Source organism: Ruegeria sp. N11 (assembly GCF_056531525.1).
In genome coordinates this window covers 32,272-56,783 of the sequence record NZ_JBQFLX010000017.1, presented here as the reverse complement: position 1 = coordinate 56,783, position 24,512 = coordinate 32,272, and the positions used below count along the sequence as shown (strand labels likewise).

Annotated in this window: 23 protein-coding genes and 1 pseudogene; 15 read left to right on the top strand and 9 right to left on the bottom strand. The window is 57.4% G+C overall.

Features of this window, described 5'->3' with window-relative positions:
• Positions 1-93: 93 nt before the first annotated feature.
• Positions 94-609, top strand: coding sequence for a GNAT family N-acetyltransferase (locus ACR0J8_RS17630; protein ID WP_170816066.1), 516 nt, complete (start codon positions 94-96; stop codon positions 607-609).
• Between the two features lie 100 nt (positions 610-709).
• Here ACR0J8_RS17630 and ACR0J8_RS17625 read toward each other — a convergent pair whose 3' ends face one another.
• Complete coding sequence (locus ACR0J8_RS17625) at positions 710-2,101, bottom strand: aminotransferase family protein (RefSeq protein ID WP_170616061.1); 1,392 nt, start codon at positions 2,099-2,101, stop codon at positions 710-712.
• 215 nt (positions 2,102-2,316) lie between these two features.
• Here ACR0J8_RS17625 and ACR0J8_RS17620 point away from each other — a divergent pair, with 215 nt between their 5' ends.
• Complete coding sequence (locus ACR0J8_RS17620; protein ID WP_480523597.1) at positions 2,317-3,945, top strand: acyl-CoA synthetase; 1,629 nt, start codon at positions 2,317-2,319, stop codon at positions 3,943-3,945.
• Here the strand turns inward: ACR0J8_RS17620 and ACR0J8_RS17615 are convergent.
• The 4 genes and pseudogenes from ACR0J8_RS17615 to ACR0J8_RS17600 form a co-directional block, all read right to left on the bottom strand.
• Positions 3,942-4,283, bottom strand: coding sequence for a DOPA 4,5-dioxygenase family protein (locus ACR0J8_RS17615; RefSeq protein ID WP_480523595.1), 342 nt, complete (start codon positions 4,281-4,283; stop codon positions 3,942-3,944). The two genes, ACR0J8_RS17620 and ACR0J8_RS17615, sit on opposite strands and share 4 nt — an antisense overlap.
• A 92-nt stretch (positions 4,284-4,375) precedes the next feature.
• A complete protein-coding gene (maiA, locus tag ACR0J8_RS17610) occupies positions 4,376-5,014 on the bottom strand; it encodes a maleylacetoacetate isomerase (protein WP_480523594.1) in 639 nt (212 codons plus the stop codon).
• A gap of 19 nt (positions 5,015-5,033) precedes the next feature.
• Positions 5,034-6,110, bottom strand: a pseudogene (locus ACR0J8_RS17605) (NAD-dependent epimerase/dehydratase family protein).
• A gap of 187 nt (positions 6,111-6,297) precedes the next feature.
• On the bottom strand, positions 6,298-7,194 hold the full coding sequence (locus tag ACR0J8_RS17600) for a LysR family transcriptional regulator (protein WP_480523592.1): 897 nt from the start codon (positions 7,192-7,194) through the stop codon (positions 6,298-6,300).
• Between the two features lie 135 nt (positions 7,195-7,329).
• Between ACR0J8_RS17600 and ACR0J8_RS17595 the strand changes: the two genes are divergently transcribed.
• The 4 genes from ACR0J8_RS17595 to speB all read left to right on the top strand — a co-directional run bounded on the left by ACR0J8_RS17595 (position 7,330) and on the right by speB (position 11,288).
• Positions 7,330-8,346 carry a TRAP transporter substrate-binding protein gene (locus ACR0J8_RS17595; protein WP_480891417.1) on the top strand — a complete coding sequence of 339 codons (1,017 nt, stop codon included), beginning with the start codon at positions 7,330-7,332 and terminating at the stop codon, positions 8,344-8,346.
• Between the two features lie 71 nt (positions 8,347-8,417).
• Positions 8,418-9,023, top strand: coding sequence for a TRAP transporter small permease (locus ACR0J8_RS17590; RefSeq protein WP_480523588.1), 606 nt, complete (start codon positions 8,418-8,420; stop codon positions 9,021-9,023).
• Positions 9,020-10,300, top strand: coding sequence for a TRAP transporter large permease (locus ACR0J8_RS17585; protein WP_480523586.1), 1,281 nt, complete (start codon positions 9,020-9,022; stop codon positions 10,298-10,300). The genes ACR0J8_RS17590 and ACR0J8_RS17585 overlap by 4 nt, the downstream gene beginning before the upstream one ends.
• A gap of 22 nt (positions 10,301-10,322) precedes the next feature.
• On the top strand, positions 10,323-11,288 hold the full coding sequence (gene speB / locus ACR0J8_RS17580) for an agmatinase (RefSeq protein WP_480523584.1): 966 nt from the start codon (positions 10,323-10,325) through the stop codon (positions 11,286-11,288).
• A gap of 226 nt (positions 11,289-11,514) precedes the next feature.
• On the opposite strand, the gene ACR0J8_RS17575 is transcribed toward speB, so the two are convergent.
• The gene (locus ACR0J8_RS17575; protein ID WP_480523582.1) at positions 11,515-12,195 is read right to left on the bottom strand and encodes a GntR family transcriptional regulator; all 681 of its coding nucleotides are present in this window, start codon (positions 12,193-12,195) and stop codon (positions 11,515-11,517) included.
• Between the two features lie 322 nt (positions 12,196-12,517).
• Between ACR0J8_RS17575 and ACR0J8_RS17570 the strand changes: the two genes are divergently transcribed.
• Positions 12,518-13,507, top strand: coding sequence for a TAXI family TRAP transporter solute-binding subunit (locus tag ACR0J8_RS17570; RefSeq protein WP_480891412.1), 990 nt, complete (start codon positions 12,518-12,520; stop codon positions 13,505-13,507).
• A gap of 73 nt (positions 13,508-13,580) precedes the next feature.
• Positions 13,581-14,531 carry a D-amino acid aminotransferase gene (locus ACR0J8_RS17565; protein WP_480891409.1) on the top strand — a complete coding sequence of 317 codons (951 nt, stop codon included), beginning with the start codon at positions 13,581-13,583 and terminating at the stop codon, positions 14,529-14,531.
• Positions 14,532-14,826: 295 nt separating this feature from the next.
• Here the strand turns inward: ACR0J8_RS17565 and ACR0J8_RS17560 are convergent, their stop codons facing one another.
• Entirely contained in the window at positions 14,827-16,368 is a 1,542-nt protein-coding gene (locus ACR0J8_RS17560) for a phospholipase D family protein (RefSeq protein ID WP_480891406.1), read from the bottom strand.
• Positions 16,369-16,637: 269 nt separating this feature from the next.
• A complete protein-coding gene (gene pdxR, locus ACR0J8_RS17555) occupies positions 16,638-18,053 on the bottom strand; it encodes a MocR-like pyridoxine biosynthesis transcription factor PdxR (RefSeq protein WP_480523575.1) in 1,416 nt (471 codons plus the stop codon).
• 94 nt (positions 18,054-18,147) lie between these two features.
• Between pdxR and ACR0J8_RS17550 the strand changes: the two genes are divergently transcribed.
• From ACR0J8_RS17550 to ACR0J8_RS17535, 4 genes are read left to right on the top strand one after another with little or no spacing between them, the layout of a single operon-like run.
• On the top strand, positions 18,148-18,894 hold the full coding sequence (locus ACR0J8_RS17550; RefSeq protein WP_480523573.1) for a GNAT family N-acetyltransferase: 747 nt from the start codon (positions 18,148-18,150) through the stop codon (positions 18,892-18,894).
• A complete protein-coding gene (locus ACR0J8_RS17545; protein ID WP_480523571.1) occupies positions 18,891-20,075 on the top strand; it encodes an MFS transporter in 1,185 nt (394 codons plus the stop codon). Before ACR0J8_RS17550 ends, ACR0J8_RS17545 begins: the two co-directional genes overlap by 4 nt.
• Positions 20,072-20,812 carry a YggS family pyridoxal phosphate-dependent enzyme gene (locus ACR0J8_RS17540; RefSeq protein ID WP_480523569.1) on the top strand — a complete coding sequence of 247 codons (741 nt, stop codon included), beginning with the start codon at positions 20,072-20,074 and terminating at the stop codon, positions 20,810-20,812. Before ACR0J8_RS17545 ends, ACR0J8_RS17540 begins: the two co-directional genes overlap by 4 nt.
• Entirely contained in the window at positions 20,809-21,099 is a 291-nt protein-coding gene (locus ACR0J8_RS17535) for an antibiotic biosynthesis monooxygenase family protein (protein WP_480891402.1), read from the top strand. Before ACR0J8_RS17540 ends, ACR0J8_RS17535 begins: the two co-directional genes overlap by 4 nt.
• Before the next feature lie 103 nt (positions 21,100-21,202).
• On the opposite strand, the gene pcaQ is transcribed toward ACR0J8_RS17535, so the two are convergent.
• Positions 21,203-22,120: a pca operon transcription factor PcaQ gene (pcaQ, locus tag ACR0J8_RS17530; protein WP_170617274.1), complete on the bottom strand. Its 918-nt coding sequence runs from the start codon at positions 22,118-22,120 to the stop codon at positions 21,203-21,205.
• Between the two features lie 93 nt (positions 22,121-22,213).
• On the opposite strand from pcaQ, the gene pobA reads away from it, so the two are divergent.
• The 3 genes from pobA to pcaH are packed head-to-tail and all read left to right on the top strand — an operon-like array spanning position 22,214 to position 24,512.
• Positions 22,214-23,383, top strand: a complete 1,170-nt coding sequence (gene pobA, locus ACR0J8_RS17525) for a 4-hydroxybenzoate 3-monooxygenase (RefSeq protein WP_170807489.1) — start codon at positions 22,214-22,216, stop codon at positions 23,381-23,383.
• Positions 23,384-23,406: 23 nt separating this feature from the next.
• Positions 23,407-23,790, top strand: coding sequence for a 4-carboxymuconolactone decarboxylase (gene pcaC / locus ACR0J8_RS17520; protein WP_170617270.1), 384 nt, complete (start codon positions 23,407-23,409; stop codon positions 23,788-23,790).
• Positions 23,787-24,512, top strand: a complete 726-nt coding sequence (gene pcaH / locus ACR0J8_RS17515) for a protocatechuate 3,4-dioxygenase subunit beta (RefSeq protein ID WP_480523565.1) — start codon at positions 23,787-23,789, stop codon at positions 24,510-24,512. The genes pcaC and pcaH overlap by 4 nt, the downstream gene beginning before the upstream one ends.

The window sequence follows — 24,512 nt, the reverse complement described above, 5'->3', positions numbered from 1 at the left end:
GCGGTGAATTTTGGGCATCTCCAGCAAGTAACACCTTCTGACCGGGAAATTCTTGTCTTATGCTGGGCTGAAGCTGGGGCTCTGGAGGGAGCGATGCTGGAAATTCAGGCTGTCAGAACCCAAACACAAGCAGATGCCGTTTATTCGTTGGCATACGAGTTCACGGACTGGCTGCGCGAACGCTATCCGGAAATGGCGGCAGATATTGATGTTTACCTCAAACACCAGAAGTTTGATGAGCAGATCCGAGATGTGCTGATCCATTTCAGCCCGCCAAAAGGGGAATGCCTGCTTGCCGTCAATAATGGGCAAGCGATCGGAATTCTGATGTTGAAGGATCTCGGAGAGGGGACTTGCGAAATGAACAGGATGTTCGTTCGCGAAACCGCGCGGGGGCTGGGGGTAGGCCGGGCTCTGGTCCAGGAACTCAAACGGCGGGCACGGGAAATGGGCTTCAGAACCATGACGCTGAGCGCCCTGCCGCGCCACCACGAAGCTCTGGCCCTTTATCGGGCGAGCGGGTTCCAGTTAGATGATCGCGCAAGGGATGCAGGAAACTCGGCAAACGCTGTTCTCATGAAAATCAATCTGGATGCGCTTTCCGAATAATGGCTGGCCCTGCGGTTTTTGCTGACAAGAAACCAGTTTGTGGTCAAAAAAAACCGGCGCTAAAAGCGCCGGCTCAATTTGCAAATCACCTCGGGTCTGTTTACCCGAACACACGCCCCAGCGCGCCGTCAACGGCGTCAGTGATCTGGTCAATGTCATCCGCCGTTGCGATCAGCGCGGGCGAGAAGCACAGCGTGTTGTTGCGGCTGGGGATCGAGCGGTTGGTGGCCCCGATGATGACGCCCTGCGCCATACAGTCGGCCACAACCGCCTGAACGCGTTTCTCGTCCATCGGGTCTTTGGTGGCGCGGTCGGTTACCAGTTCGGCACCCAGGAACAGGCCCTTGCCGCGCACGTCACCGATCACCTTGTGTTTTTCCATCAGCGCCTGCAGGTTGCCCATCATGCGGTTGCCCATGTCGGTGCAGTTGCCCAGCAGGTTCTCGTCTTCGATGATGCGCATGTTCTCGATCGCGGCCGCCGGACCTGCGGTGCAGCCGCCAAAGGTCGAGATGTCGCGGAAGTAGTTCAGCGGATCGGATGCGTCGTCCTTGAACAGGTCAAAGACTTCCTCGGTGGTGACCATCACGGCAATCGCCGCATAGCCCGAGGCAACGCCTTTGGCCATGGTCACGAAGTCCGGCTTGATTCCGTATTGCTGATAGCCGAACCATGTGCCGGTCCGGCCGACGCCGCAGACGACCTCGTCAATATGCAGCAGCACGTCGTACTTCTTGCAGATCTCCTGCACACGCTGCCAGTAGCCTTCCGGCGCTTCGATCACGCCACCGCCTGCGGTCACGGGCTCAAGGCACAGCGCACCAACGGTGTCGGGACCTTCGCGCAGGATCACTTCTTCGATCTGGTTTGCGGCCCATTCACCGAAGTTCTCCTCGGGCGCGCCGTCCAGCTCGTGCTTGCGGTATTCCATGCAGTGCGGAACGCGTACGAAATCAGGCGCAAACGGACCATACTGCGCGGTGCGCTCGTCCTGACCGCCTGCCGACATGGTCGCCAGCGTCGAGCCGTGATAGTCGCGGTCGCGATACAGGATCTTGGTCTTCTTGCCGCCATAGCGCTTATGCGCGATCTGCCGGACCATCTTGAACGCTTTCTCGTTCGCTTCCGAGCCCGAGTTGGTGTAGTAGACGCGGCTCATCCCCGGCATCTTTTCGATCAGGTTTTCAGCAAAGATCGAACCGGGAATCGAACCTGCGGTATTGGCGAAATAGCACAGCTTCATCAGCTGGTCGTACACCGCCTTGCAGATCGATTCGCGGCCATAGCCTACGTTGACCGTCCAGACCCCGCCGGACACGGCATCCAGATGCTCTTTGCCTTTCTGGTCCCAGACGCGCATGCCCTTGCCTTCGACAATGATGCGCGGGTCACTGGTTTCAAAAGGTTTATGCTGCAGCAGATGGTGCCAGATATGGGCGCGGTCGGCTTCGACTACGCGCGAAAGATCGTTTTCGTTGAACGTGCCGTCCATGACATGTCCTTTCCAAAATGCAGTGCCCGGCGGCGAAATCAGCCCTGTCCCGGGAAGTGTTTCCGATAGCCCAGATCACCTTGAAAGGTGCTTTGTAGATAGGGCCAGATCGCATCATCCCGTATCTCCAGAGCATAGGCCAGCGTATTTTTACGGATTTGCACAGCCCTGTCTTTGTGGTGAAGTCTACCGGCACGAATTGGGAGGACCAGCGGATGTCAGGCACCAACATCTATACCCGCCATCTGGATAAAAGCGGCGCGAACTACACACCGTTGTCTCCGCTCAGCTTTATCGAAAGGACGGCGCAGGTTTACCCGGATTATCCGTCCGTGGTTTACGGTGATCGCAGGTATACTTGGGAGGAAACGTACACGCGTTGCCGCCAGCTTGCCGGCGCGCTCGCGGCGCACGGAATCGGGCAGGGGGATACGGTGTCGATCATAGCGGCCAATCTGCCTGAAATGTACGAGGCGCATTTTGGCGTGCCAATGGCAGGGGCAGTGCTGAACGCGATCAACACCCGGCTGGATGCTCCGATCGTTGCGTTCATCCTGAACCATGCCGAAGCCAAGGTTCTGCTGGTGGATCCCGAGTTTTCAGGCGTGGTCAACGAGGCGTTGAAACAGGTCGATCACGAGGTTTTGGTCATCGACATAGAAGACCCAAGTTTTGCCGGCGGCGAAAAGATCGGATCAGTCACCTATGGTGATTTTCTGGCCACGGGTGATCCGCATTACAACTGGTCGTTGCCGGCAGATGAATGGGACGCCATCACGCTGAACTATACCTCCGGTACGACCGGAAACCCGAAGGGCGTCGTCTACCACCACAGGGGTGCCGCCCTGAACGCGCAATCGGATATTCTGGACTGGGACATGCCGAAACACTCGGTGTACCTGTGGACCCTGCCGATGTTTCACTGCAACGGGTGGTGTTTCCCATGGGCCATGGCGGCCAATGCCGGGGTTTCGGTCTGCCTGCGTGCAGTGCGGGATGAGCCGATCTATGCCGCGTTCCGAGAGGAGAAAGTAACCCATTTCTGCGGTGCCCCCATTGTTCTGAACATGCTGGCCAATGCCCCGGACCACCTCAAGGTTTTTGATCATCCCATCAAGGTGATGACCGCCGGTGCGCCGCCGCCAGCCGCCGTCATCGAAAAGATGGAGGCCATGGGCGTCGAAGTGACCCATGTTTACGGGCTGACCGAGACTTATGGCCCTTCGGTTGTCTGTGCGTGGAAAGAGAAATGGAATGAGAGGGGCGCGGATGAACGCGCTGCGCTGAAGGTGCGGCAGGGTGTGAAATACACGGCGCTGTCCGGCCTGATGGTCGCGGATCCGGAAACACTGGAACCTGTTCCGGCCGATGGCGAAACCATGGGTGAGATTTTCATGCAGGGCAACGTCGTGATGAAAGGGTACCTGAAAAACCCGGATGCCACGGACAAGGCGTTCCGGGGCGGTTGGTTCGCTTCGGGCGATCTTGGGGTGATGCATCCCGACGGCTATGTTGCGTTGAAGGACCGATCCAAGGACATCATCATTTCGGGGGGCGAAAACATCTCATCCGTCGAGGTTGAGGGGATCCTTTACAAGCATCCCGCCGTGATGGAGGCGGCAGTGGTCGCGCGCCCGGATGACAAGTGGGGCGAAACACCCTGTGCATTTGTCGAACTGAAGCCGGGCAGGGAAGCAACTGAGGCTGAAATTATCACTTTCTGCCGGGACAACATGGCCCATTTTAAAGCGCCCAAAACGGTAGTTTTCGGCGCATTGCCCAAGACCTCGACCGGCAAGATCCAGAAATTCAAGCTGCGCGATCAGGCGCGAGAGCTCTCTTAGGTCCTGGCGTCATCGAAAATGGACAGATCGAGAGGCAGCATCTCTCCCATCCAGATCGCGCGGTCACGGTGATCGCTCAGATGGTCGCCGGTCTCGGGGTGGGTGAACACGGTCAAACCCCTGCGGTTTATCATAAGCCAGGGAATGACCTGGTCGAATGTCTCCGGCCCAAAGCCCAACTGGCAACTCCACCGGGGGTGGGGGCCGACATTGCGCGCATGCATTCGGCCCACCTGAACGGGAAACAGGCGCGCGGCTTCTTCACAGACAAGCCGGGCAGATTCCTGTGTATCCGCGTCAAAATAGACATGGGCGTGATAGCCGGTAATTTCAGTCATATAGGGCCTCGATCATCATTCACTGGCCAAAGTGTACCGGCTGCACGGCTTCCTAGCCATCCTTGTCAAACACACAGAGACTGTGCGCTGAATCAGGCTGGGGCGTGCGCGTCAGGATATGCCGCTGCAAACGCCGGGTGTTTGGTGCACGCGGCCTCAACTTGCAGGATTCGGGGCATTCCGCTCAGGTCGACCTGCCAGCGGCGCGCATTGTACATCTGCGGCATCAGGCACAGATCGGCCAGACCGGGCGCGTCTCCGGTGCAATACGGGGATTGATCGAACCCGCCCAGCAGGTCTTCAAACGCCAGCAGACCGGGGCGAATGAAATGACGCATCCAGTCGTCGGGCATGTCACCGGCCCCGCCGCTCAGCGTGGTGGCATGGCGCGCGACGGAAAGATTGCAGACGGGATGCAGGTCGACGGCAATGGAATGCGCCAGGGCCTGAACTTTGGCACGTTTGCCTGCGTCAGCTGGCAGCAGCCCCAGATTTCGCGTTTGATCGAGATACTCAAGGATTGCCAGAGACTGGGTCAGCCGCAGGCCGTCAATCTCCAGAACAGGAACGAAACCCTGCGGATTCCGGGACAGGTGGGCCTTGGATTTATGTTCGCCCGCAACCAGATCGACGATTTCCGACCGATAGGGGATGCCAGCCAGATTAAGGGCGATCCGAACCCGGTAGCTGGCCGATGACCGCCAGTAGTCATAAAGAACGACGTCACTCATCCTCGTCTCCGCTGCCAAATCACCCCTGCTCCTTTTTTGCCCATATGCTGAATTGGTTGAGGCCGTCCCTGACGGAGACCTGTGGGGACCAGTTCAGCAGGCGGCGTGCCTTCGAGATATCGGCCAGAGCATAGCGAATGTCGCCGGCGCGGAAATCGCCGGTGACTTGGACGCCGTTGCGCGCGTCCCCGACAAGGTCGATCAGTTGCCGGGCCACGTCGATGATGGTCGCCGCCTCGCCTGCGCCGATATCCACGATCTGATCCGAGAAGCTGTCCAGCGCGACGGTGCTGGCAAAGGCGCGCACAACGTCGTCGACATAGATAAAATCGCGGGTGATGTCGCCGTCCTCGAAGATGTTGAGCGTCTTGCCCTGCATGATCTAGTCGGCAATGATCGAGATCACGCCGGTATAGGGGTTCGACATGGACTGCCCCGGGCCATAGACGTTCTGCAGGCGCAGAATGCCGACCTCGGTCGGGGTGCCCCAGAAGGCCTGGGTCAGCAGGTATTCCTGCATCAGCTTGGTCGAGGCATAGATCGAGGCGGGTGCCACCGGGCAGGTATCGGCATTGGTCGGCACCGGTGTCAGGGTTTCGCCGCTGGCCGATTTCGGCAGGAAGTCTCCGTTCGACATGTCCTGGCTGGTGCGGGCGACCGCAGGCACAAGGACGTTGTTGGCGTCCACGCAGGCGCCCTCGCCATAGACGCTGCGCGAGCCGGTCAGAATGATGCGGCGTACCGGGGTATCGGCCGCGCGCACCGCCTCGATCAGGTTGGTGGTGCCGATGATGTTGACCTCGTTGTACCGGGTCGGGTGGTCAAAGGACTGGCCGGTGCCGGTTTCGGCGGCCAGGTGGAAGATGAACTCGGGCCGGACCTGCGACATGGCGCGCTGCATGTCGTCGCGCGAACGCACGTCGCCCACGATCATCCCGGCGCCAGAGGATTTGGCGATCCTGAAATTGGTCTCGTTCTGGAAATGAACCTGTGGGTGCAGCGAGTCGAAAATCGTGACGTCATGCCCTTGCTGAACAAGTTCAGCGCTCAGCCGCGACCCGATAAAACCCGCGCCCCCCGTGATCAGAATCTTCATTAAGCTATCCACCATGTCTACAGATGGCGCGTCACTAGTTCATTCAGGCGAATTTCGCAATGTAGCCCGGATGTGCCGGGTGCAACCGGCCTGAAAATTCAACGTCTCAGGCGTTGTCCTGGAGCCGGCAGGTGCCGGCATGTGTTGAGGCAGGTGAGCCCAAATACTAGCTACACGGCAAGTGCATTTAGGTTTTAAATGCCCCGCATGACCGGAGCACGTCCGCCACAAAAAGTTCAACGGCCTGTCTGTGCAGGCTGGAAGATCGCGTTGCGAGGTAGAATGTCGAGGTCCAGTGCAGTCTTTCAGGCGCAAGTTCTCTCAGACGGCCGTTTTGCCCAAGGCCTTCCACAAAGTGAACAGGCAGCGGCCCCAGAAAATGGCCGGTTTCAATCAATGTCGCCATCGCCTCCATATTCGCCACGACCGCTTTGGATTCCTGGGATTGCAGTTCTGGCGATACCAGCATGCCGTAGGACCGCTGGCAAATCTGATGTTGCGAGATGACGTCGAGATCGATCTTGTTGTCGGGCTGGTCGTACAATGGATGGTCTCGGCCGCAGTAGAGCCGATGTTCTTCCTGACACAGTTCGTAATAGGTCAGTTCGGCAACCTGATTGCGAAATGGCGCAATTGCCACATGCAGTTCCCCGGTCAGCAACCGTTGCGTCAATTCTGTTGGTGAGGCAACGACGACTTCCAACTGCACCTCGTTTGGCCGATCCAGAAATCGCTTGAGGGCTTCTGCCAGGTTCAGCTCGGCCAACGAGTTGACAGCGTCCACGACGCCGATCCTCAAATCCCCGGCTATCGTATTTCGAAGCCCCAGCAGTTCGGCATCAAAATCACGCGCGCTCCGCAATATGTCTTTGGCCTTTTTGTAAGCAATCTCGCCGCGTTCCGTCAGCCAGAAACCGCCGCGCCCCCGTTCACAGACCCGGTAACCCAGCGCAGCTTCCAGGTCGCGGATTCGGATGCTGATGGCTGATTGGGTGATACCTAGCGCATATTGCGCATCGGTGAATCCACCGCAATCGACCACGGCAACAAAAGTCTCCAGAAGTGTATTTCTCAGCAGTTTCAACGATCAGCCCTCACTGAGGTCATTGCATGAAGAATCCTTATGTCAACATTTACAGTATGATATTTTTTAATGAAAGGAACCGTGATGTGATCTCCCTCAGAAGCAACTGACTAAGCGAAACGGGAGGATATTCGCGTGGCTTTTACTCTTAGTACCCTAAGAACAACTGCGGCCGCCGCGCTGCTCGGGCTGGCGCCCATTGGTGTGCTGGCGGAAGACTGGAAATTCGCCATCGAGGAAATTCCGGGCTCGATCATGGATGCCTATGCGCAGGAGTTCAAATCCCGCATCGAAACCGCGACGAATGGTGACGTGACCGTGACCGTCTATCCTATGGGCACGCTGGGCACGCCGACAGAAACAGTCGAGCAGGCCGCCGATGGCATCATCCAATTCACCAATGTCTCGATCGGCAACTTGGGCACTGTTGTGCCGGAAAGCCAGGTGTTCCTGCTGCCCTACCTGCTGCCGTCCGACCCGGCTGCAATCTCGAACATCCTGAGCAGCTCGGAAACCATATACGGCCCGATGAATGATGATTTCCGCCAGCGCGGTCTGGAAGTTCTGACGATGTATTCCGAAGGCCCGCAGGTCTGGACCACCAACCGCGAGATCCGCACGCCTGAAGTCTTCGACAACTTCAAGATGCGCGTGATGGTGTCGCCGATCCTGCTGGAAACCTACAAGAACATGGGTGCAAGCCCGACGCCGCTGCCGTTTGGCGAAGTGTTCGGGGCGCTGCAACTGGGTGCTGTTGATGGTCAGGTCAACCCGATCCCGACCATCGAAGAGATGAAGTTCTATGAAGTCACCAGCCACCTGATCTGGGCTGGCGAGCAGGAGCTCGTCACCACAGTTGTGGCCGGTTCGGACTGGTTTGAAACCCTCAGCCCGGACCGCCAGCAGCTGGTACGTGACACCATGGCCGACATGACCGGGTTCATCGATGGCGTTGTCACCGACTTCAACCAGCAGCGTCTGGACATCATCAAGGAAGCCAAGCCTGACATCGGTCTGGTTGTTCTGACCGAAGAAGAGCGTGATGCGTTCCGCGCGCGCAGCACCGACACCTCGGCGACTTTTGTTGATACCGTCGGTTCCCGCGGCCAGGAGTTGCTGGACGCGCTGCAGGCGGAATTGGCTACCAACTAACCTCTCCCCAACCACTCATATAAAACGTCCTCACGCGTATTGCGCGTGAGGCTTCAAAAAGGGAGGACTTCATGCACAGCGGCACTACCACTCCCTTCGGCTTTCTGGGAAAGATCGACGCCGTCATCGGACGGATCGAAGTCTGCATCCTGGGCTGGGGGATCATCCTGATGGCCTTGAACACAATCGTCAATGTCTTTGGCCGGTATGTGTTCAACCAGTCCATCTATTTCTCTGAGGAACTGAACGAGTTCCTGATCGTCATCGTCACCTTCATGGGGCTGGGCTATGCCACCCGCAAGGGTATCCACATCCGCATGTCGGCGATCTATGACGCATTGCCGATCAAACTGCGCAAGGGTCTGATGGTGGTGATTGCCGCCACCACCGCAGTCGTCATGGCGGTACTGGCCTGGTACGCGCTTGAATATGTTCAGAAAGTCGCCTCGCGCGGGCGGATAACCCCGGCGCTGCAGCTGCCGCTGTACCTGACCTATGTCTGGGTGGTGATCGGACTTGCGCTGGCTTCATTCCAATACCTGCTGACCGCGATCCGCAACCTGAATTTCGCCGAGGAGGAGGTCTACGTCTCGTACCTAGAGGTCGACAGCTACGAAGACCCCGAGACCGCGGCGGCCATCAAGAAATTCGAAGATTCCAAGGAGGCAGGCAAATGACCGAGTTGATGCTGGTCGTCATGATCGTCCTGCTGCTGGCAGGCTTCCCGATGAAAATGCCGCTGATCTCGGCGGCGGTGCTTGGGTTTCTCGTCTATTTCCCAGACATGAACATGCAGATTCTGATCCAACAGATGATCGGGGGTGTGAAACCGGCTGCGCTGATCGCGGTGCCGATGTTCATTCTGGCCGCTGACATCATCACACGCGGTCATTCCGCCAACCGGCTGATTGACCTGGTGATGAGCTTCATGGGTCATATCAAGGGCGGGCTGGCCATCTCGGTTACGTCTGCCTGCGCACTGTTCGGCGCGGTTTGTGGCTCGACACAGGCGACGGTTGTGGCCATCGGCGGCGCGATGCGCCCCCGGATGCTGAAATCGGGCTACAGCGACAGTTTCTCGATCGGTCTGATCGTGAACGCCGCCGACCTTGCCTATCTGATCCCGCCGTCGATCGGCATGATCATTTATGGCGTCGTGTCAGGCACTTCGATCTCGCAACTGTTCATCGCGGGTATCCTGCCAGGGCTGCTGATCCTGGCGCTGTTCTCGGCCTATTGCATGGTCTACGCCTATCGCCATGACATCCCCGTGCTGCCGCGCGAGGGCTGGGTGCAGCGTTTTACCGCCCTGCGCAAAGCGCTATGGCCGATGGGTTTTCCAGCGATCATCGTGGGCGGTATCTATGGCGGCGTCTTTTCCCCGACCGAAGCTGCTGCGATTTGCGTTCTCTATGCGGTCGTGCTGGAGGTCGTGATCTTCCGCTCGATCAAAATCGGAGATCTTTTCGATATCGCGCTTTCCACCGGTGCCATCACCTCGGTCGTTTTCATCCTGATTGCGGCAGGCGCGGCGTTCAGTTGGACGCTCAGCTTTGCGCAGGTACCGCAGACCATCATCGCAGCATTGGGTCTGGAAAGCGCCAGCCCGCTGATGGTGCTACTCGCAGTCAACGTGGCCTTCTTTGTTGGCTGCATGTTTGTGGACTCGATCGTGGTGATCCTGATCCTGGTTCCGATCTTCGCGCCTATGATCAAGGCCAGCGGGCTGGACCCGGTTCTGGTCGGTGTGCTGATCACGCTGCAGGTTGCCATCGGAGCGGCGACGCCACCCTTTGGCTGCAACCTGTTCACCGCCATCGCGGTCTTCCGCCGCCCCTTTGTCGAGGTGGTACGCGGAGTACCCCCGTTCCTGATCATCCTTTTGATCGTGACGGGCTTGCTGATAACCTTCCCTCAAATCGCCCTGTTCCTGCCGGAACTGGCCTATCGCTAAACCATAAGAAACGGAGAAAATCATGTCGGGACATGGTTATGAAGCTGGTCGCCTGAATCTGCCTTTTGTCGGCATCTCGACCTTTGGCAAGAAACCTTATGTCGAGAACTGGGACGAGATTGACGCCGATGTGGCGATCCTTGGCGCGCCATTCGATTTCGGCTGTCAGTTCCGCTCGGGCGCACGGTTCGGGCCACGCTCGGTGCGCGAGGCATCGACCCTGTTCAGCTTTGGTCACGCGGGAGCTTATGATCACGAGGATGACGCCACCTATCTGGGCAGCGACGTGCGCATCGTCGATCTGGGGGATGCCGATATCATCCACACCAAGACCGAGGAAAGCCACGCCAACATCGAATACGGCGTCAGGAAAATCCTCGATGCCGGCGCGATCCCTGTCACCATCGGCGGCGACCATTCGGTCAATATTCCCTGCATCAACGCATATAGGGACGACTGCGCCAAAAACGGACCGATCCACGTGATCCAGATCGATGCGCATCTGGACTTCGTCGACGAACGGCACGGTGTCACCGTTGGCCATGGCAACCCGATGCGCCGCGCCATCGAAAAGGACTATGTCTCGGGCATGACCCAACTGGGCATCCGCAACGTGTCCTCGACCGCGAAAGAAGGTTATGACGATGCGCGGGCGCGCGGATCGGACATCCTGTCGGTGCGGCAGGTTCGCAAGCTGGGCGTCGAAGGCGTTCTGGATCGCATCCCGGAAGGCAGCCGGTACTATGTCACCATCGATATCGACGCTTTCTGCCCGTCGATTGCGCCGGGTACAGGAACACCCAGCCATGGCGGGTTCCAGTATTATGATGTTCTGGAAATCCTGCAGGGCCTCAGCAAACGCGGCGACGTGGTCGGCATCGATCTGGTCGAGGTCGCGCCTGCTTATGACCCCTCTGAAAGCACACAGATCCTGGCAGCCCAATTGTTACTGAACTTTATCGGGTTCATTTTCCACAACAGAAAATAGGCTCCCTCCCATGGCGTTTTCTGATGCCGTGACACGCCGGCGCGCTGACAACAAACGTCGCGTGCCGGTTTGGACCGTTCCCATAATGCATTGACGGTTGCGCGGCTTGAACCAAGGCCCCTTTGCATCCTCGGACGATCGGTTCGGGAAGTGGAGCGAATCTCAAGATGTGCGACTCTAAGGGCGTGCAGTGTTTGTTCAATCCCCGGGAAAGCTATGGCCTGACTTACGAAACGTTTCGTTCATCAAGAAACTTCATCGTATTTTCCAGGCCTTGTCGCATGTGGTCTTCAAGGTGATCCAGCATGTCATCCAAGCTGTCCCCGTTGGCTAGCTGAATATACTTGTCGTGGGACTCATGGAGCGGGCCGCCACGCCCATGCGCCTTTTGATGCATGGCAAAGTAGAACTGCAAGTTGGGTTTCAGACGTTCCCAGCTTTGCAACAGCAGGGTATGCCCCGACAGTTCGTAGCACCAAGAATGAAGATGCATTTCGGCCATGATCGCGCCGTATGGATCATTGTTCGAGATGCAATCGCATAGCTTGTTGTTTCGCATCTGCAGGTCGGCGAGGCTGATCAGATCGCGCTTGTCCCAGCAGAACTGGAAGGCCATCTTCTCGAGCCCGGTGCGAAACGAATAGATTTCATCCAGATCAACCGGATCCAATGTACGCAGGAACGTTCCGCGGAAAGGCAGATAGACCAGAAGCCCGATCTCGCTCAATTGAACCATGGCCTCGCGAAGCGTTGCGCGGCTTACGTCCAATTGGGCGGCAACTTGTGTTTCAAGCAGCTTTGCACCCGGATCCAGATTGCCGGTCAGGATCAGTCTCTGGAGACGCTCCAGTGTTCTGTCTTTCAGCGTGTCGCCGGATTTTTCTGGTGAGGATTCTTTCCGTGTCATTTCGATCCCGTTGGTGGAACACCCGATGGGCGGAAGGCGAGATTACTTCTTTAAGCCAGGATAGCCAGAAAAATGACCGAAGCTGAACTTTCTATTCCGGTTCGACGGCTGGCTGCGGTGTTTGGAAACTTAAGTTAGTTCGAATATGCAGTATTGTCGACAATTATACAAATTGTCGACAATATGAAAATCCTGCTGTAGTGTCATGCCAGGTGGGGATTCGAAAAGCGCGAAACCTGGCTGCGATTGCCCACCCCATCGGCAAGAACAGTTCATCCGGTCCGGAACCGGGATGACGCAACAGGTGAAAAGGGAGAAATTCATGTTGTCGACCGGCGTTCTCAAACGGAAAATGCACTCGGGGCTCGCGGTGATTGGCGCCGCTGCGCTGCTGTCGGGCGCTCCGGCAAAAGCCGAAGAGTTCCTGACCATCGGCACGGGCGGTGTTACCGGCATCTATTACGCCGTTGGCGGCGGCATCTGCCGGCTGGTCAATCAGGGACGGAAAGAGCACGGCATTCGCTGCTCGGTCGAGAGCACCGGCGGTTCGGTCTACAATCTGCGCACGATGCGTGAAGGTGAACTGGAGATGGGCATTGTGCAATCGGACTGGCAGTTCCACGCCCTGAACGGAACCAGCTTATTCGAAGAAGATGGTCCGGATTCTGAGCTTCGCAGCCTGTTTTCTCTGCATCCGGATACGGTCATCATCGCCGCGCGCAAGGATACGGGGATCGAGTCGCTGGACGATCTTGGCGGTCGGACTATCAATCTGGGCAATCCCGGCTCTGGTACGCGAGGGACGGCAGAGGTTCTGGTAGACGCGTTGGGTTGGGATATGAATCACTTCGGGCTGGTGACCGAGTTGAAGTCCGCAGAACAATCCGCAGCGTTGTGCGACAACACCATCGAGGCGTTTCTGATGGTCGCTGGGAACCCGGTGGCCAACGTTCTGGAAGCGGCCACAACCTGCGACATCAACATCATTCCGGTTGAAGGCGAAGCCGTGCAGGCTCTGGTCGAGAGCAAACCCTATTACGGTAACGTCAACATTCCGGGTGGTCTGTACCGCGGCGTAGATGGAGACGTTCCGTCCTTCGGTCTTCCGTCCACCTTCGTGACATCCTCGGACGTGCCGGAAGAAACCGTCTACGTGATGGTCAAGGCGGTCTTTGACAACTTTGATGCCTTCAAGTCGTTTCACCCGGCCTTTGCCAACCTCAAGAAAGAGGAGATGGTCGTAAACGGACTGTCCGCACCGATGCACCCCGGTGCAGAGCGCTATTTCCGCGAAGTCGGGTTGTTAAACTAACCACCTTTACCGGGGCGGCGGCCATCGCCGCCTCTGCACCACCTAAACCCAGCGTCCAGCTACGAGCGAAGATATGAGCGAGCAATCCCTGAGCCATTCCACCCATGACGCGCAGGAAGATCTGCGCAATCGGGACATCAAGATCTTTCTCAACGGCAGGATCGTACCGCGCAGCGAAGCCATGGTGTCCGTCTACGATTCCGGCTTCATGCTGGGTGATGGGATGTGGGAGGGGCTGCGGCTTTATGACGGTGTATGGGCGTTTTTTGACGAACACATGGATCGGTTTTTTAACAGCTGCAAGGCCGTCTCGATTGATGTTGGCATGAGCAAGGCCGAAGTCCTGCAGGCGCTGAACGATACTGCCAAGGCCAACGGTATGACAACGGACGCACATTGCCGGTTCATGGTGACCCGGGGGCCAAAGGACAAGCCGTTTCAGCATCCCGGGTTGTCACGGTCCGGGCCCACGGTAGTTGCAATCGTCGAGCACTCGAAACCCGCGGACAGCCTGATGAGCCAGGGCATCCGGCTGGCCACCGTGCCTCAGGTGCGTGGCCTGCCGATGAGCCAGGACGCCAAGTATAACAGCCACTCGAAACTGAACTGCGTCATAGCATGTCTGCAGGCCGAGCAGGCGGGTGCCGACGAAGCCCTGATGCTGGACCCTCATGGCTTTGTGAACACCACGAATGCATGCAACTTTTTCATTGTGCGCCGTGGCGAGGTTTGGACATCCACCGGAGACTACTGCATGAATGGGGTGACGCGCCAAAAGGTCATCGACCTGTGCCGTGCCAACGATATTCCGGTGTTCGAAAAGAACTACTCGCTCTACGAAGCCTATGGTGCCGACGAGGCATTCCTGACAGGTACTTTCGGCGCCCAGACACCCGTCGCGTCAATTGACGGGAAGAAGATCGGTGAACATGAAGGTGCCGGTCCAATGACCCGTCGCATACGAGAGCTCTACAAGCAGCTTGTGCAGCGAAATGTCCGCCATCAAAGCGGTTGCCCCGACTAAGCGGAGAGCATTGAGTGCGAACTGGCCAGTCTGTTGCTTTCTTCGGTCTGCAAAGTGCGCACCGCCTTCCAAAATGAGTAATGTTGAGGAAGGGGAACCTGCAAAATCACGGCGGACATTGTCCGCCCACATGGCCTCCAGAGTGTGAGGCAGGCATGTTCTTCCAACAGCAACTTGGCGTTATCCGCGTCTTTGACCAGAGCGGCGTCGAACATGCCTTTGGGATCAGAACTCTCAGTCTGATTTTCGAGCGCTTAGACGACCATATATTGCCAAATTGCTCTCGGTGGGGTGACTAGAGCATCCATTCGACCGGCAGCCACCTTACGACCGCCGTCAGCGCACGCTGGAAGCTGCCGGTTTCCGGTTCCGTCGTGTGAACGGTGACTGTCCCGTCATTTTCTTCTTGCAGCCAGATCACCTCACCGTTGTCGGCCAGTTCAACACGGTACGCGAATTCGGGCCTGTTCAGTTGATCGGCAAGCGATGCCGCAACCGCGGGGCTTTCGACCAGCAATCCCATTTCGGTATTGAGACGCGCAGATCTGGGGTCAAGGTTATAGGAACCGATAAACACCCGCTTTCCATCGGACCCAAAGACCTTCGCGTGTAATCCCGAGGCTGAACCGGCCAGTATCTCGGGCAGGCTTCGGTCGCGATGTTCCTGCCGTAACGCCCGAAGTTCCAGCAACTCGACACCGCTGTTCAGCAGGCCATCCCTGTATCGCATATAAGCGGCATGAACCGGCATAACGTCCGTGGCGTCCAGCGAGTTGGTCAGAACGCGGACCTTAACGCCGGACTTCGCCAACCCTTCCAGAATGTCAGCGCCTCTTTCGCCGGGAATAAAATACGCCGACACAAGGTCCAGTGAGGTTTCAGAGCCTTGCGCGAATTCGATCAGCCGTTCCACGATCAGGTCTTCGCCTTTGACTTCGCCTAGGCCTTTTGCCGGGTCGTCTGAAAAAAGGGTGATTTCGCTCCATTCGAACTTCAGATCATGTGCGGCTATTTGATCGGTCAGCGCATTTTCCTGGATTGCCTTTTGGTAGCCCGCGCCAACGGCAGTCTGTCGCGCAGCGTCCGCCGTGGATTGAAGGCTTTGTTCCGCCGGAGGCCCAAGAAAGAGGTCGGCGTCGTAGGATGAACCGCTGTTCCAGTAAGAATCGAAGGATTGCGAAACCTCGTCCACGATCGGACCAATGGCTATTGCGTCCACGTCCAGGTAGTGGGTTCCAGCGCCGTAATCGAAGTAAATGTCGCCGACATTGCGGCCCCCGACAATCGTTGCCACACCGTCCACTGTCATTGATTTGTTGTGCATGCGTCGATTCAGGCGGCCGAAGTCAAAAGCATATGACAGGAGTTTGGGGTTTCTCAGCGTGAACGGATTGAAAATACGCACATTTGCGGTCGGTAGGGCATCGAGTTCGGCAAGATAACTGTCCATTCCGGATATGCCGTTATCGTCGACCAGCAACCTGACCCGCACGCCGCGCTCGGCCGCCGACCTAAGCTCATCCAGCAGCATCACGCCCGTGACGTCATCTTGCCAGATGTAGTACTGAGCATCGATTGAGGAAACCGCCTCTCTCGCGAGGATGGCCCGGGCCGCGAAAGCCACGCGCCCATTGCCCAAAGGCCGAATTCCGTCCCGCCCGGGATTCCGTTCGAGAGCGTTTTTGATCGTCTCCCCCAAGGGTCCGGTCCAGTCCGCATCTTGCTTCAGCGTTCGCTCAGAGAAATTCTCTTCAGGAAGCGGAAACGCCAGTCTTAACCCGACTACGGCGATTGCGATCACCACCACTGCAATCAAACAAATCCTGATCAGCCGCATTCAGGGTCCCTTGTTGTGCGCGCCGGATTGGCCTTGTTGCCAAGATTGACCTATTGGAACTTGGGTTTTCAAGAGAATAGATCGAAGCAAGTGGTTTAGCGACATGCTGTGACTGCCTTTGGGCGGAATCAGACCATCGCGCTAAGTTCCGGACTCTGAGGAAGGATGCGGATCTCAGGCAAAGTGAGGATCAGCGCATCGAACAACAGGATCGTTCACTCGAATTTCGGCACGGATTGCGCTTGAGGCTTTGCAGGGCGAACGGACGATCACTGGCGGGCTTTGCGCCTCATGAAACAGGTTTTTAACGCGGCCAATGCCGAATCCATTTCTTCCTCGGAATACCCGCAAAAGCCAAGGATCAGGCCATTGTGGGCCGAACCTTTGACTGAGAACCGTGATAGCGGCTGCGCTGTGACGCCCGACTCTGATGCGCGCATGGAAATTTCGGTATCTTCGAAGCCATCGTTGAGGTGCAACACGACCTGCATACCCGCCTGGTGGTTGATGAAGTGCCCATAATCCGAGAAATCGTGCCTGAGCCGCTCCAGAAGATATTTCCGCCGGTCATCGTATATCCGACGCACCCGGCGCAAGTGTCGGTAAAATTCCCCTGACTTCATGAACTCGGCCAGCGCCTGTTGGGGCATATAGCTTGCTTTCAGCCCGAAACGCCTCAACGTTGTTCGGAAACGGTCAATCAGGACTTCGGGGACGATGACATATCCCAACCGAAGTGAATTAGAGAATACCTTGGAGAAACTGCCGACATAGATTGCTCGGTTCAGACTATCAAATCCCGCCATGGCAGGGATCGGGCGGCCCGCATACCGGAATTCGCTGTCGTAGTCGTCTTCGAGAACCCACGCGTCATTTCGTTGCGCCCATGCCAGGAAATCCAGCCGACGGCTTGGCGACATGGCCCCACCAAGCGGGTACTGATGAGACGGCGTCAACACGGCAAGCTTTGGCACGGTGCGCTGTTCGGGCAAACGGGCACCACTTTCATCCACGTCCAGATAGGTTGGCGCAAGCCCCTGGGCGTCGGCAAGCTGGCGAACGGGCAGATAGCCCGGGTTTTCCAGGCCGACGATCTCGCCTTTGCCAACCAGACTGCGCAAACAAATCTCGATTGCATCGATTGAGCCGGCGGTTACGATGATCTGATGCGGCGAGGCATCGATCCCACGCCACTCTGATACATGTGCGGCGATGGCTTCGCGCAGATCGCTGTTTCCAAAACTGGAACTCCCGACCAGCATGGCCTCAGGATTTGTTCGGCAGACGCGGGCAACCGCCTTGGCCCACTGCCGGTGCGGGAACAATCGCATGTCCGGATAGCTGGCCTCGAAAGGGATCGGAGTTTTGATTTGTTTATCGGCGGATCGGGTCCCTGTGCGGCTTCCCTGTTTCGTCAATTCAACCTCACCCAAAGCACAAATGAAGTAGCCCGACCCTTGCAGGCTGTTCAGATAGCCTTCGGCAACCAGTTGTTCATAGGCTGTCACGATGGTCGAACGCGACACCCCAAGTTCAGTGGCAAACACGCGGGTTGGCGGCAGTTTTGTACCCTCGGCCAGATCGCCGGAAATGGCGCGGTCTCGGATAGCGGCACAGATCTGCTCGAAGACCGGTGTCTTCGCGGACCGGTCGATGGAAAAGGCAAGCCAGGGTGTTTGCTTCATATTGGTATGCTCATTTTTGTCTATTTTGGACATTAATGAACGTCCAAAATCATGACAATCGATTCCCGACCAAAAACACCTTGAGGACGCCGCCATGACAGTGCGTAGAAATGAATACGGCCAGCTGATCGGCATGGCCTTGCCCAAGTGGGCAGGCGCCGAGCACCCCGGACACAAGGGAATGGCCGGGCGCTATGCGCGCTTGATCTCTCTGGATCCGTTGACGCACACAAAAGAACTGTTCGAGGCGTTCAGCCAGGATCGATCAGGAAAAATCTGGACCTACAACTTCATTGGGCCGTTTAACACCGCCTCGAGACTCAGGGCTTGGACCAAAGATGCCAGCGGCGTTGACGCGCAACCCTATTTTGCTGTGATCAATCAGGAAACCGGCAAGGCGTCAGGGATTGCCAGCTTTATGCGCATCCAGCCCGAACATGGCGTGATCGAGATCGGCGGCATCACTTTCGCACCCGGTTTGCAACGCACAAGGGTTGCGACCGAAGCGATATACCTGATGATGCGGCGCGCCATGACCGAACTGGGCTATCGCCGCCTGGAATGGAAATGCGACGCGCTGAACACACCCTCTCGGGCAGCGGCAGAGCGTTTTGGTTTTCGGTTCGAAGGTGTGTTCCAACAGGCAGCCACGTACAAGGGCCGCAACCGTGACACCGCTTGGTATGCGCTTTTGGATCGGGAATGGGAACCCGTCCAGCGTGGTTTCCAGACGTGGCTTGCACCGGAAAACTTCGATGAACATGGCCGGCAGCACCGGAAGCTCTCGGACCTGATCGCGCTGGAACGCGCCAGTTTCTACAAAGCGGAGAACGTCGCATGAACCGACTGACCATGTTCGCCCTGTTTTACACCGCCAGTTTCCTTCAGGCGGGTGCCTATGGCCTCACGTTCATGTTGCCGCGCCTGTTCGAGACCTTTGGGGCCAATGAGAAAGTGGTGGGCATAATGTTGTTCGTTACCACCATCGCCACGCTGATCACTGTCTATTATGCCGGGCATCTGTCAGACAGGTTCGGGCGCCTGCGCACGCTTGGCGTGGCCTGTCTGTCCATCGCGGCCGCGCTGACCGCCTATGGCCTCGCCGAAGGTGTCGGGGCGCTTCTGATCTTTGCCAGCATCGCGATCGGCTTTGGCTGGGGACTTACCTACGCGCTGTCGCCCATCGTTCTTACCCGATTGGTCACGACCGCTGAACGGGTTCGTTATTTTGCCATTCTGTCGGTGGCCTTGATGGCCGGGTTCGGCCTGTCGCCGGTCATGGCGTCGATGATGGAAAAAGCCGGCATGACGGTGAACACCGCGTTCTTTGTCACGGCCGCGCTGTGCGCTTTGGCCGGCGCTATCTTCTTTGCCCTCATCAAGCCTGTTCGCGCTCATTCCGAGGGCTCCGGCCCCGAGCTGCGTTCCTCCCTCTCGCTGGCCGGCGTCGCCGCTATCATGCGCTCGCGTGCGCGACTGCCGGTGATCATGGTCTGCCTTGGCGCGTCGGTCTTTGCCGGGATGAACAACTTTCAGACCGTCTTTGCGGATGAGCGTGGACTGGATTACGCCGATTATTTCCTGGTCTACACGGTCACTGTCGTGTTGTTCCGGGTGGTGCTGGCGCGGTTCAAAGGCGGGCGCAATCCCTACGTGACGATCGCCACCCTGCAATACGTGATGTTCGGGTCCGTTGTGCTGTTCATCGGGATCGGCAGCAATGTCCCGATGTATCTGGTCGTCGCCTTCCTGTTCGGCATCGGATACGGAGTAAGCTATCCGATCCTGGCAGCGATGGCAGCCAATGATGCCGACCAGGACCTTTTGCCCCAGACACTTCAGTTTTTTGCTCTTTCCTACTTCATTGGCATCTTCGGCTTCCCACTGGTGGCGGGATGGATGATCGTCGAATTGGGCAGCTTAGCACTTCTGATCCTGGTGGCCGCCCTGGCCGGGATCGAGGCAACCATGGCGGCACTACGCGGCGCGCAGCAACGCAAGGCTATTCCGGTCAGCACATGACCCGGATTGCCGAGAACCTTGCGGCGGTGCAAGCCCGGATCACCCGCGCTTGTATCGCCTGCAACCGAAACCCTTCGGAGGTGACGCTGCTGCTGGCGACCAAGACGCAACCGGCAGCACGGGTCCTTGAAGCCATGGCGCACGGCTCCTTCCTGACGGGCGAGAACCGCGTGCAGGAACTTGTCGAGAAATCACCGGCTCTGGCCGGGCACAGGATAGAACGGCATCTGATAGGGCACCTGCAATCGAACAAGGCGGGCAAGGCGTTGGAACATGTCACCTGCGTGCAGTCCGTCGATCGGCTGTCGATTGCCGAAAAGCTGAATCGCCTGTGCGAGGTTCGAGAACGGGAGTTAGATGTTTTCCTGCAATTCAACACATCGGGCGAGGCCAGCAAGTTCGGCATGGATCCAGCCGACGCCATATCATTTGCCCGTGCCGCGGCTGCACTACCCAACCTGCGGGTGTGGGGCTTGATGACGGTTGGTTTGCTGGCCCCGCACCCGGTTCTGTCCCGCGATAGTCTGCGCGACTTGCGCCTGTTGCGGGACAAGATCACATCCGAAGATATCGACGACGTGGACCTGCGCCACCTGTCGATGGGCATGAGCACGGATCTGGAGATTGCTATTCAGGAAGGTTCAACCATGCTTCGCATCGGGACTGACGTTTTCGGAAAACGAAACCTGCCGCCGGGAACCTTTTGGCCCGAAAAAGAATGGGAGTATCTGGCATGATTGCAGTCATCTTCGAGGTTGAAATCGCCGACGGGCGAAAACAGGACTATCTGGACGTTGCCGCAGACCTGAAGCCGCTGCTGGAGCAGGTGGATGGGTTCATATCCGTCGAACGCTTTCAAAGCCCGACCAATCCCGGAAAACTGCTGTCACTTTCATTCTTTAGGGATGAGAAGGCTGTTGAAGCTTGGCGCAATCTGCCGCGTCACCGGGCCGGACAGGCCATGGGCCGAGACGGAATTTTCGAAGGTTATCGCCTGCGCGTTGCCGGTGTGATCCGGGACTAAGGAATGAACGACCGGGAACAGGCCCCGAAGGACAGCCGGGAAACGCACAGTTGAAGGTTGGGTGCCTCGCTGCCGTCGATCCGCATCTGGAATTGCCTGATGTCTAAGCAAGGTTCAGATTGCTCACAGCGCGAACAGATGCTTGCCGGAACAGACTTGCCAATGGGGACATTTCACTGTCCGCCCGGGCCATTATGCCAATTGGCCCCGCAGTCAGACTTGTATCGATCGGTAGCGCCTTTAGCCGTCCGCTTTGGATGTCTGCGGCGACCACGCCCGTTGAAATGATCCATACGGCACCGCCGGCAAGCGCAACCTGCCGCCCGAACGCTGCGGAGACGGATTCGATCATTCTTGGAAAACTGCTCAGACCGTTGGCGATCATCATCCGGTCGACCAGCGGTCGGATCGCCGAGTCATCCGGCGGATAGATAACGGGATAGTCTGACAACTCGCTCAGGTTCTGGGCATGGACCAATGGGTGATCGGGCGCACAAACGATTGCGACGCGTTCGATATACATTTGAGTGAAGGAGATATCCTTCATCGTCGTTGGTTTTCCCAGCCGACCGATGACAAGCTCCAACTGCCCCGCGTGCAAGCGATCGATCAAATATCCATGGGGGCCGTCCTCGACCCGGGGAATGGTGTCGGGCGAAAGCTGGGAAAAGATCTCTAGCGCATGCGGCAGTAACCGGGCGGCAACGCTGGGCAGGGCGCCAATGGAAATCGAACCGGCATCTCCCTTGCGGATCGCGGCGACGCTGTTCATCGCCATGTCCAAGGCTGTCATTCCACTTGTTGCGTGTCGCAAGAACACGTCCCCGGCCACGGTCAGTGTAATGCCACCCCTGTTGCGCTCCAGAAGGGTGGTGCCGGTGATGTCCTCCAGCTCTTTCAGGGTTTTCGAGATTGCAGGCTGACTGAGATTCAGGTTCTCGGCCGCAAGTTTCATGCTTTGTCGCCGCACGATTTCAACGAAGGCTTCGATGTGCCTGACTTTTAGCCTGCGATCGATCATCACTTTCCATTTTTGGAAACTAAATGGGACATAACGTCATTTTACATAACGGAAACCGTAGTGCAATCTGGTCGAAGTTGGAGGAGGGGACAGATGCGCACACAAGTCGTGGTCATCGGTGGCGGACCGTCAGGCTTGCTTTTGTCGCAGCTTCTGCATGTCCACGGCATAGACAGCATCGTTTTGGAGAGAAAGACCAAGGAATATGTCCTCGGCCGCATCCGCGCAGGTGTATTGGAAAAGGGATTTGTCGGCCTGATGGAAGAGGCCGGTGTCGCCGACCGCCTTCATGCCGAAGGTTTCGAACATGACGGCACGCTGATTGCTTATGATGACGAGTGCTTTCGCGTCGATTTTCGCGAACACACCGACACGCCTGTCGTCATCTATGGCCAGACGGAAGTGACGCGCGATTTATATGCTGCCCGCGAAGCCGCAGGCGGCAGGATTGTTTTCAACGTGGAAGATGTCACGATCCATGATGCCGACACCGACACGCCGTTTGTAACATTCACGGTCGACGGTAAGGAGCAGCGTGTGGATACCGATTTCGTGGCTGGCTGCGACGGGTTCCACGGCGTCAGTCGCCAGACCATTCCTTTGGATGTGCGCCGCGAATACGAAAAAGTCTATCCATTCGGTTGGCTTGGCGTTTTATCTGAGACGCCCCCTGTCCACGAAGAACTGATTTATTCTTCATCGAGCCGTGGTTTTGCGCTGTGCTCCATGCGCAACGAGTCTCTTAGCCGCTATTACATTCAGTGTTCGTTGTCCGACAAACCCGAAGATTGGTCTGACGCGTCTTTCTGGGCCGAGCTCAAGCGTCGAATCCCGCGCGAATTCGCCGATGCTTTGGTGACGGGGCCGTCGATCGAGAAATCGATTGCACCCTTACGCTCGTTCGTGACGGAACCGATGCGCTGGGGGCGGCTGTTTCTTTGCGGTGATGCCGCGCATATCGTGCCGCCGACCGGAGCAAAGGGGCTGAACACCGCGTCTTCGGACGTACACTACTTGTACAACGCCCTCAGGGACTTCTACGAAAACGGCTGCACCCGGGGAATCGACAGTTATTCGCAAAATGCGCTGGCCCGCATCTGGAAAGCTGAACGCTTCAGCTGGTGGTTTTCATCGCTGCTGCACCGGTTTCCGGATCAGTCCGAATTTGACCTTAAGATGCAGCAGGCCGAGATCGACTTTCTGCGGACGAACACGGCGGCCCAAAGGGCGATGGCTGAAAACTACGTCGGTTTGCCGTATTGATGGGCATAGCCAAGGAGATAACGATGACGGATCGCTATACCACGGGAATGTCAGTCCGGCGCCGGGTGCTTGGTGATGTGCATGTGGACCGGGCGGAGGCACAGAAATCCGCCTTCGATGCGCCGTTCCAGGAAATGATAACTGAAACGGCGTGGGGCACCCTTTGGGCCAACGATGCGATCACACCGCGCGAACGTTCGATGATCACGCTTGCCCTGTTGGCGGCCACGCGGAACTTCGAAGAGATCCCGATGCATGTGAAGGCGTGCAGAAATACAGGTGCCTCTAGGGAAGACATCATGCAAGCTTTCATGCATGCGGCGGTTTACGCAGGCGTTGCATGCGCGAACCAGGCCGTGAAGCTGGCAAAACAGACATTTGCCGAAATGGAGGGTGAGGTGAAATGACCAGGCCGATGGACCTGTACCAGCGGGACCGTGAACGGCACCCGCCTGCCTTTTCCCCGAATTACAAGACGAGTGTGTCGCGCTCGCCCAGAAATGCCCTGTTGTCGCTGGAACCTTCGCTGAGCGAGTCCACGGGACCGACATTCGGCCATGGTGATCTGGACCCGCTGGATAATGACCTGATCCGAAATTACGCCAAGACAGGCGATCCGATCGGCGAGCGTATCATCCTCCATGGCCGGGTTCTGGACGAAAACGCACGGCCCGTTCCGAATACCTTGGTGGAAATCTGGCAGGCCAATGCAGGGGGGCGTTATCGTCACAAGAAAGACACCTATCTGGCAGCGATTGATCCCAATTTCGGAGGGTGTGGCCGTACGCTGACGGACGAGAATGGCTGTTACACTTTCAGAACGATCAAGCCAGGGGCTTATCCATGGCGCAATTGGGTCAACAGCTGGCGGCCGGCGCATATTCATGTTTCGGTGTTCGGCTCGGCCTTTGCGCAGCGGCTGATCACACAGCTATATTTTGAAGGCGACCCCCTGATTGCCAAATGTCCGATCGTGAACACGATTCCGGATCAAATCGCGATCGATCAACTGGTTGCCGCGCTGGATCTGAACGCGACGGTTCCGCTGGACAGTATCGCCTACAAGTTTGACATCGTGCTGCGCGGTCATCGATCGACCTATTTCGAAAATCGACCGGACGGGAATTGA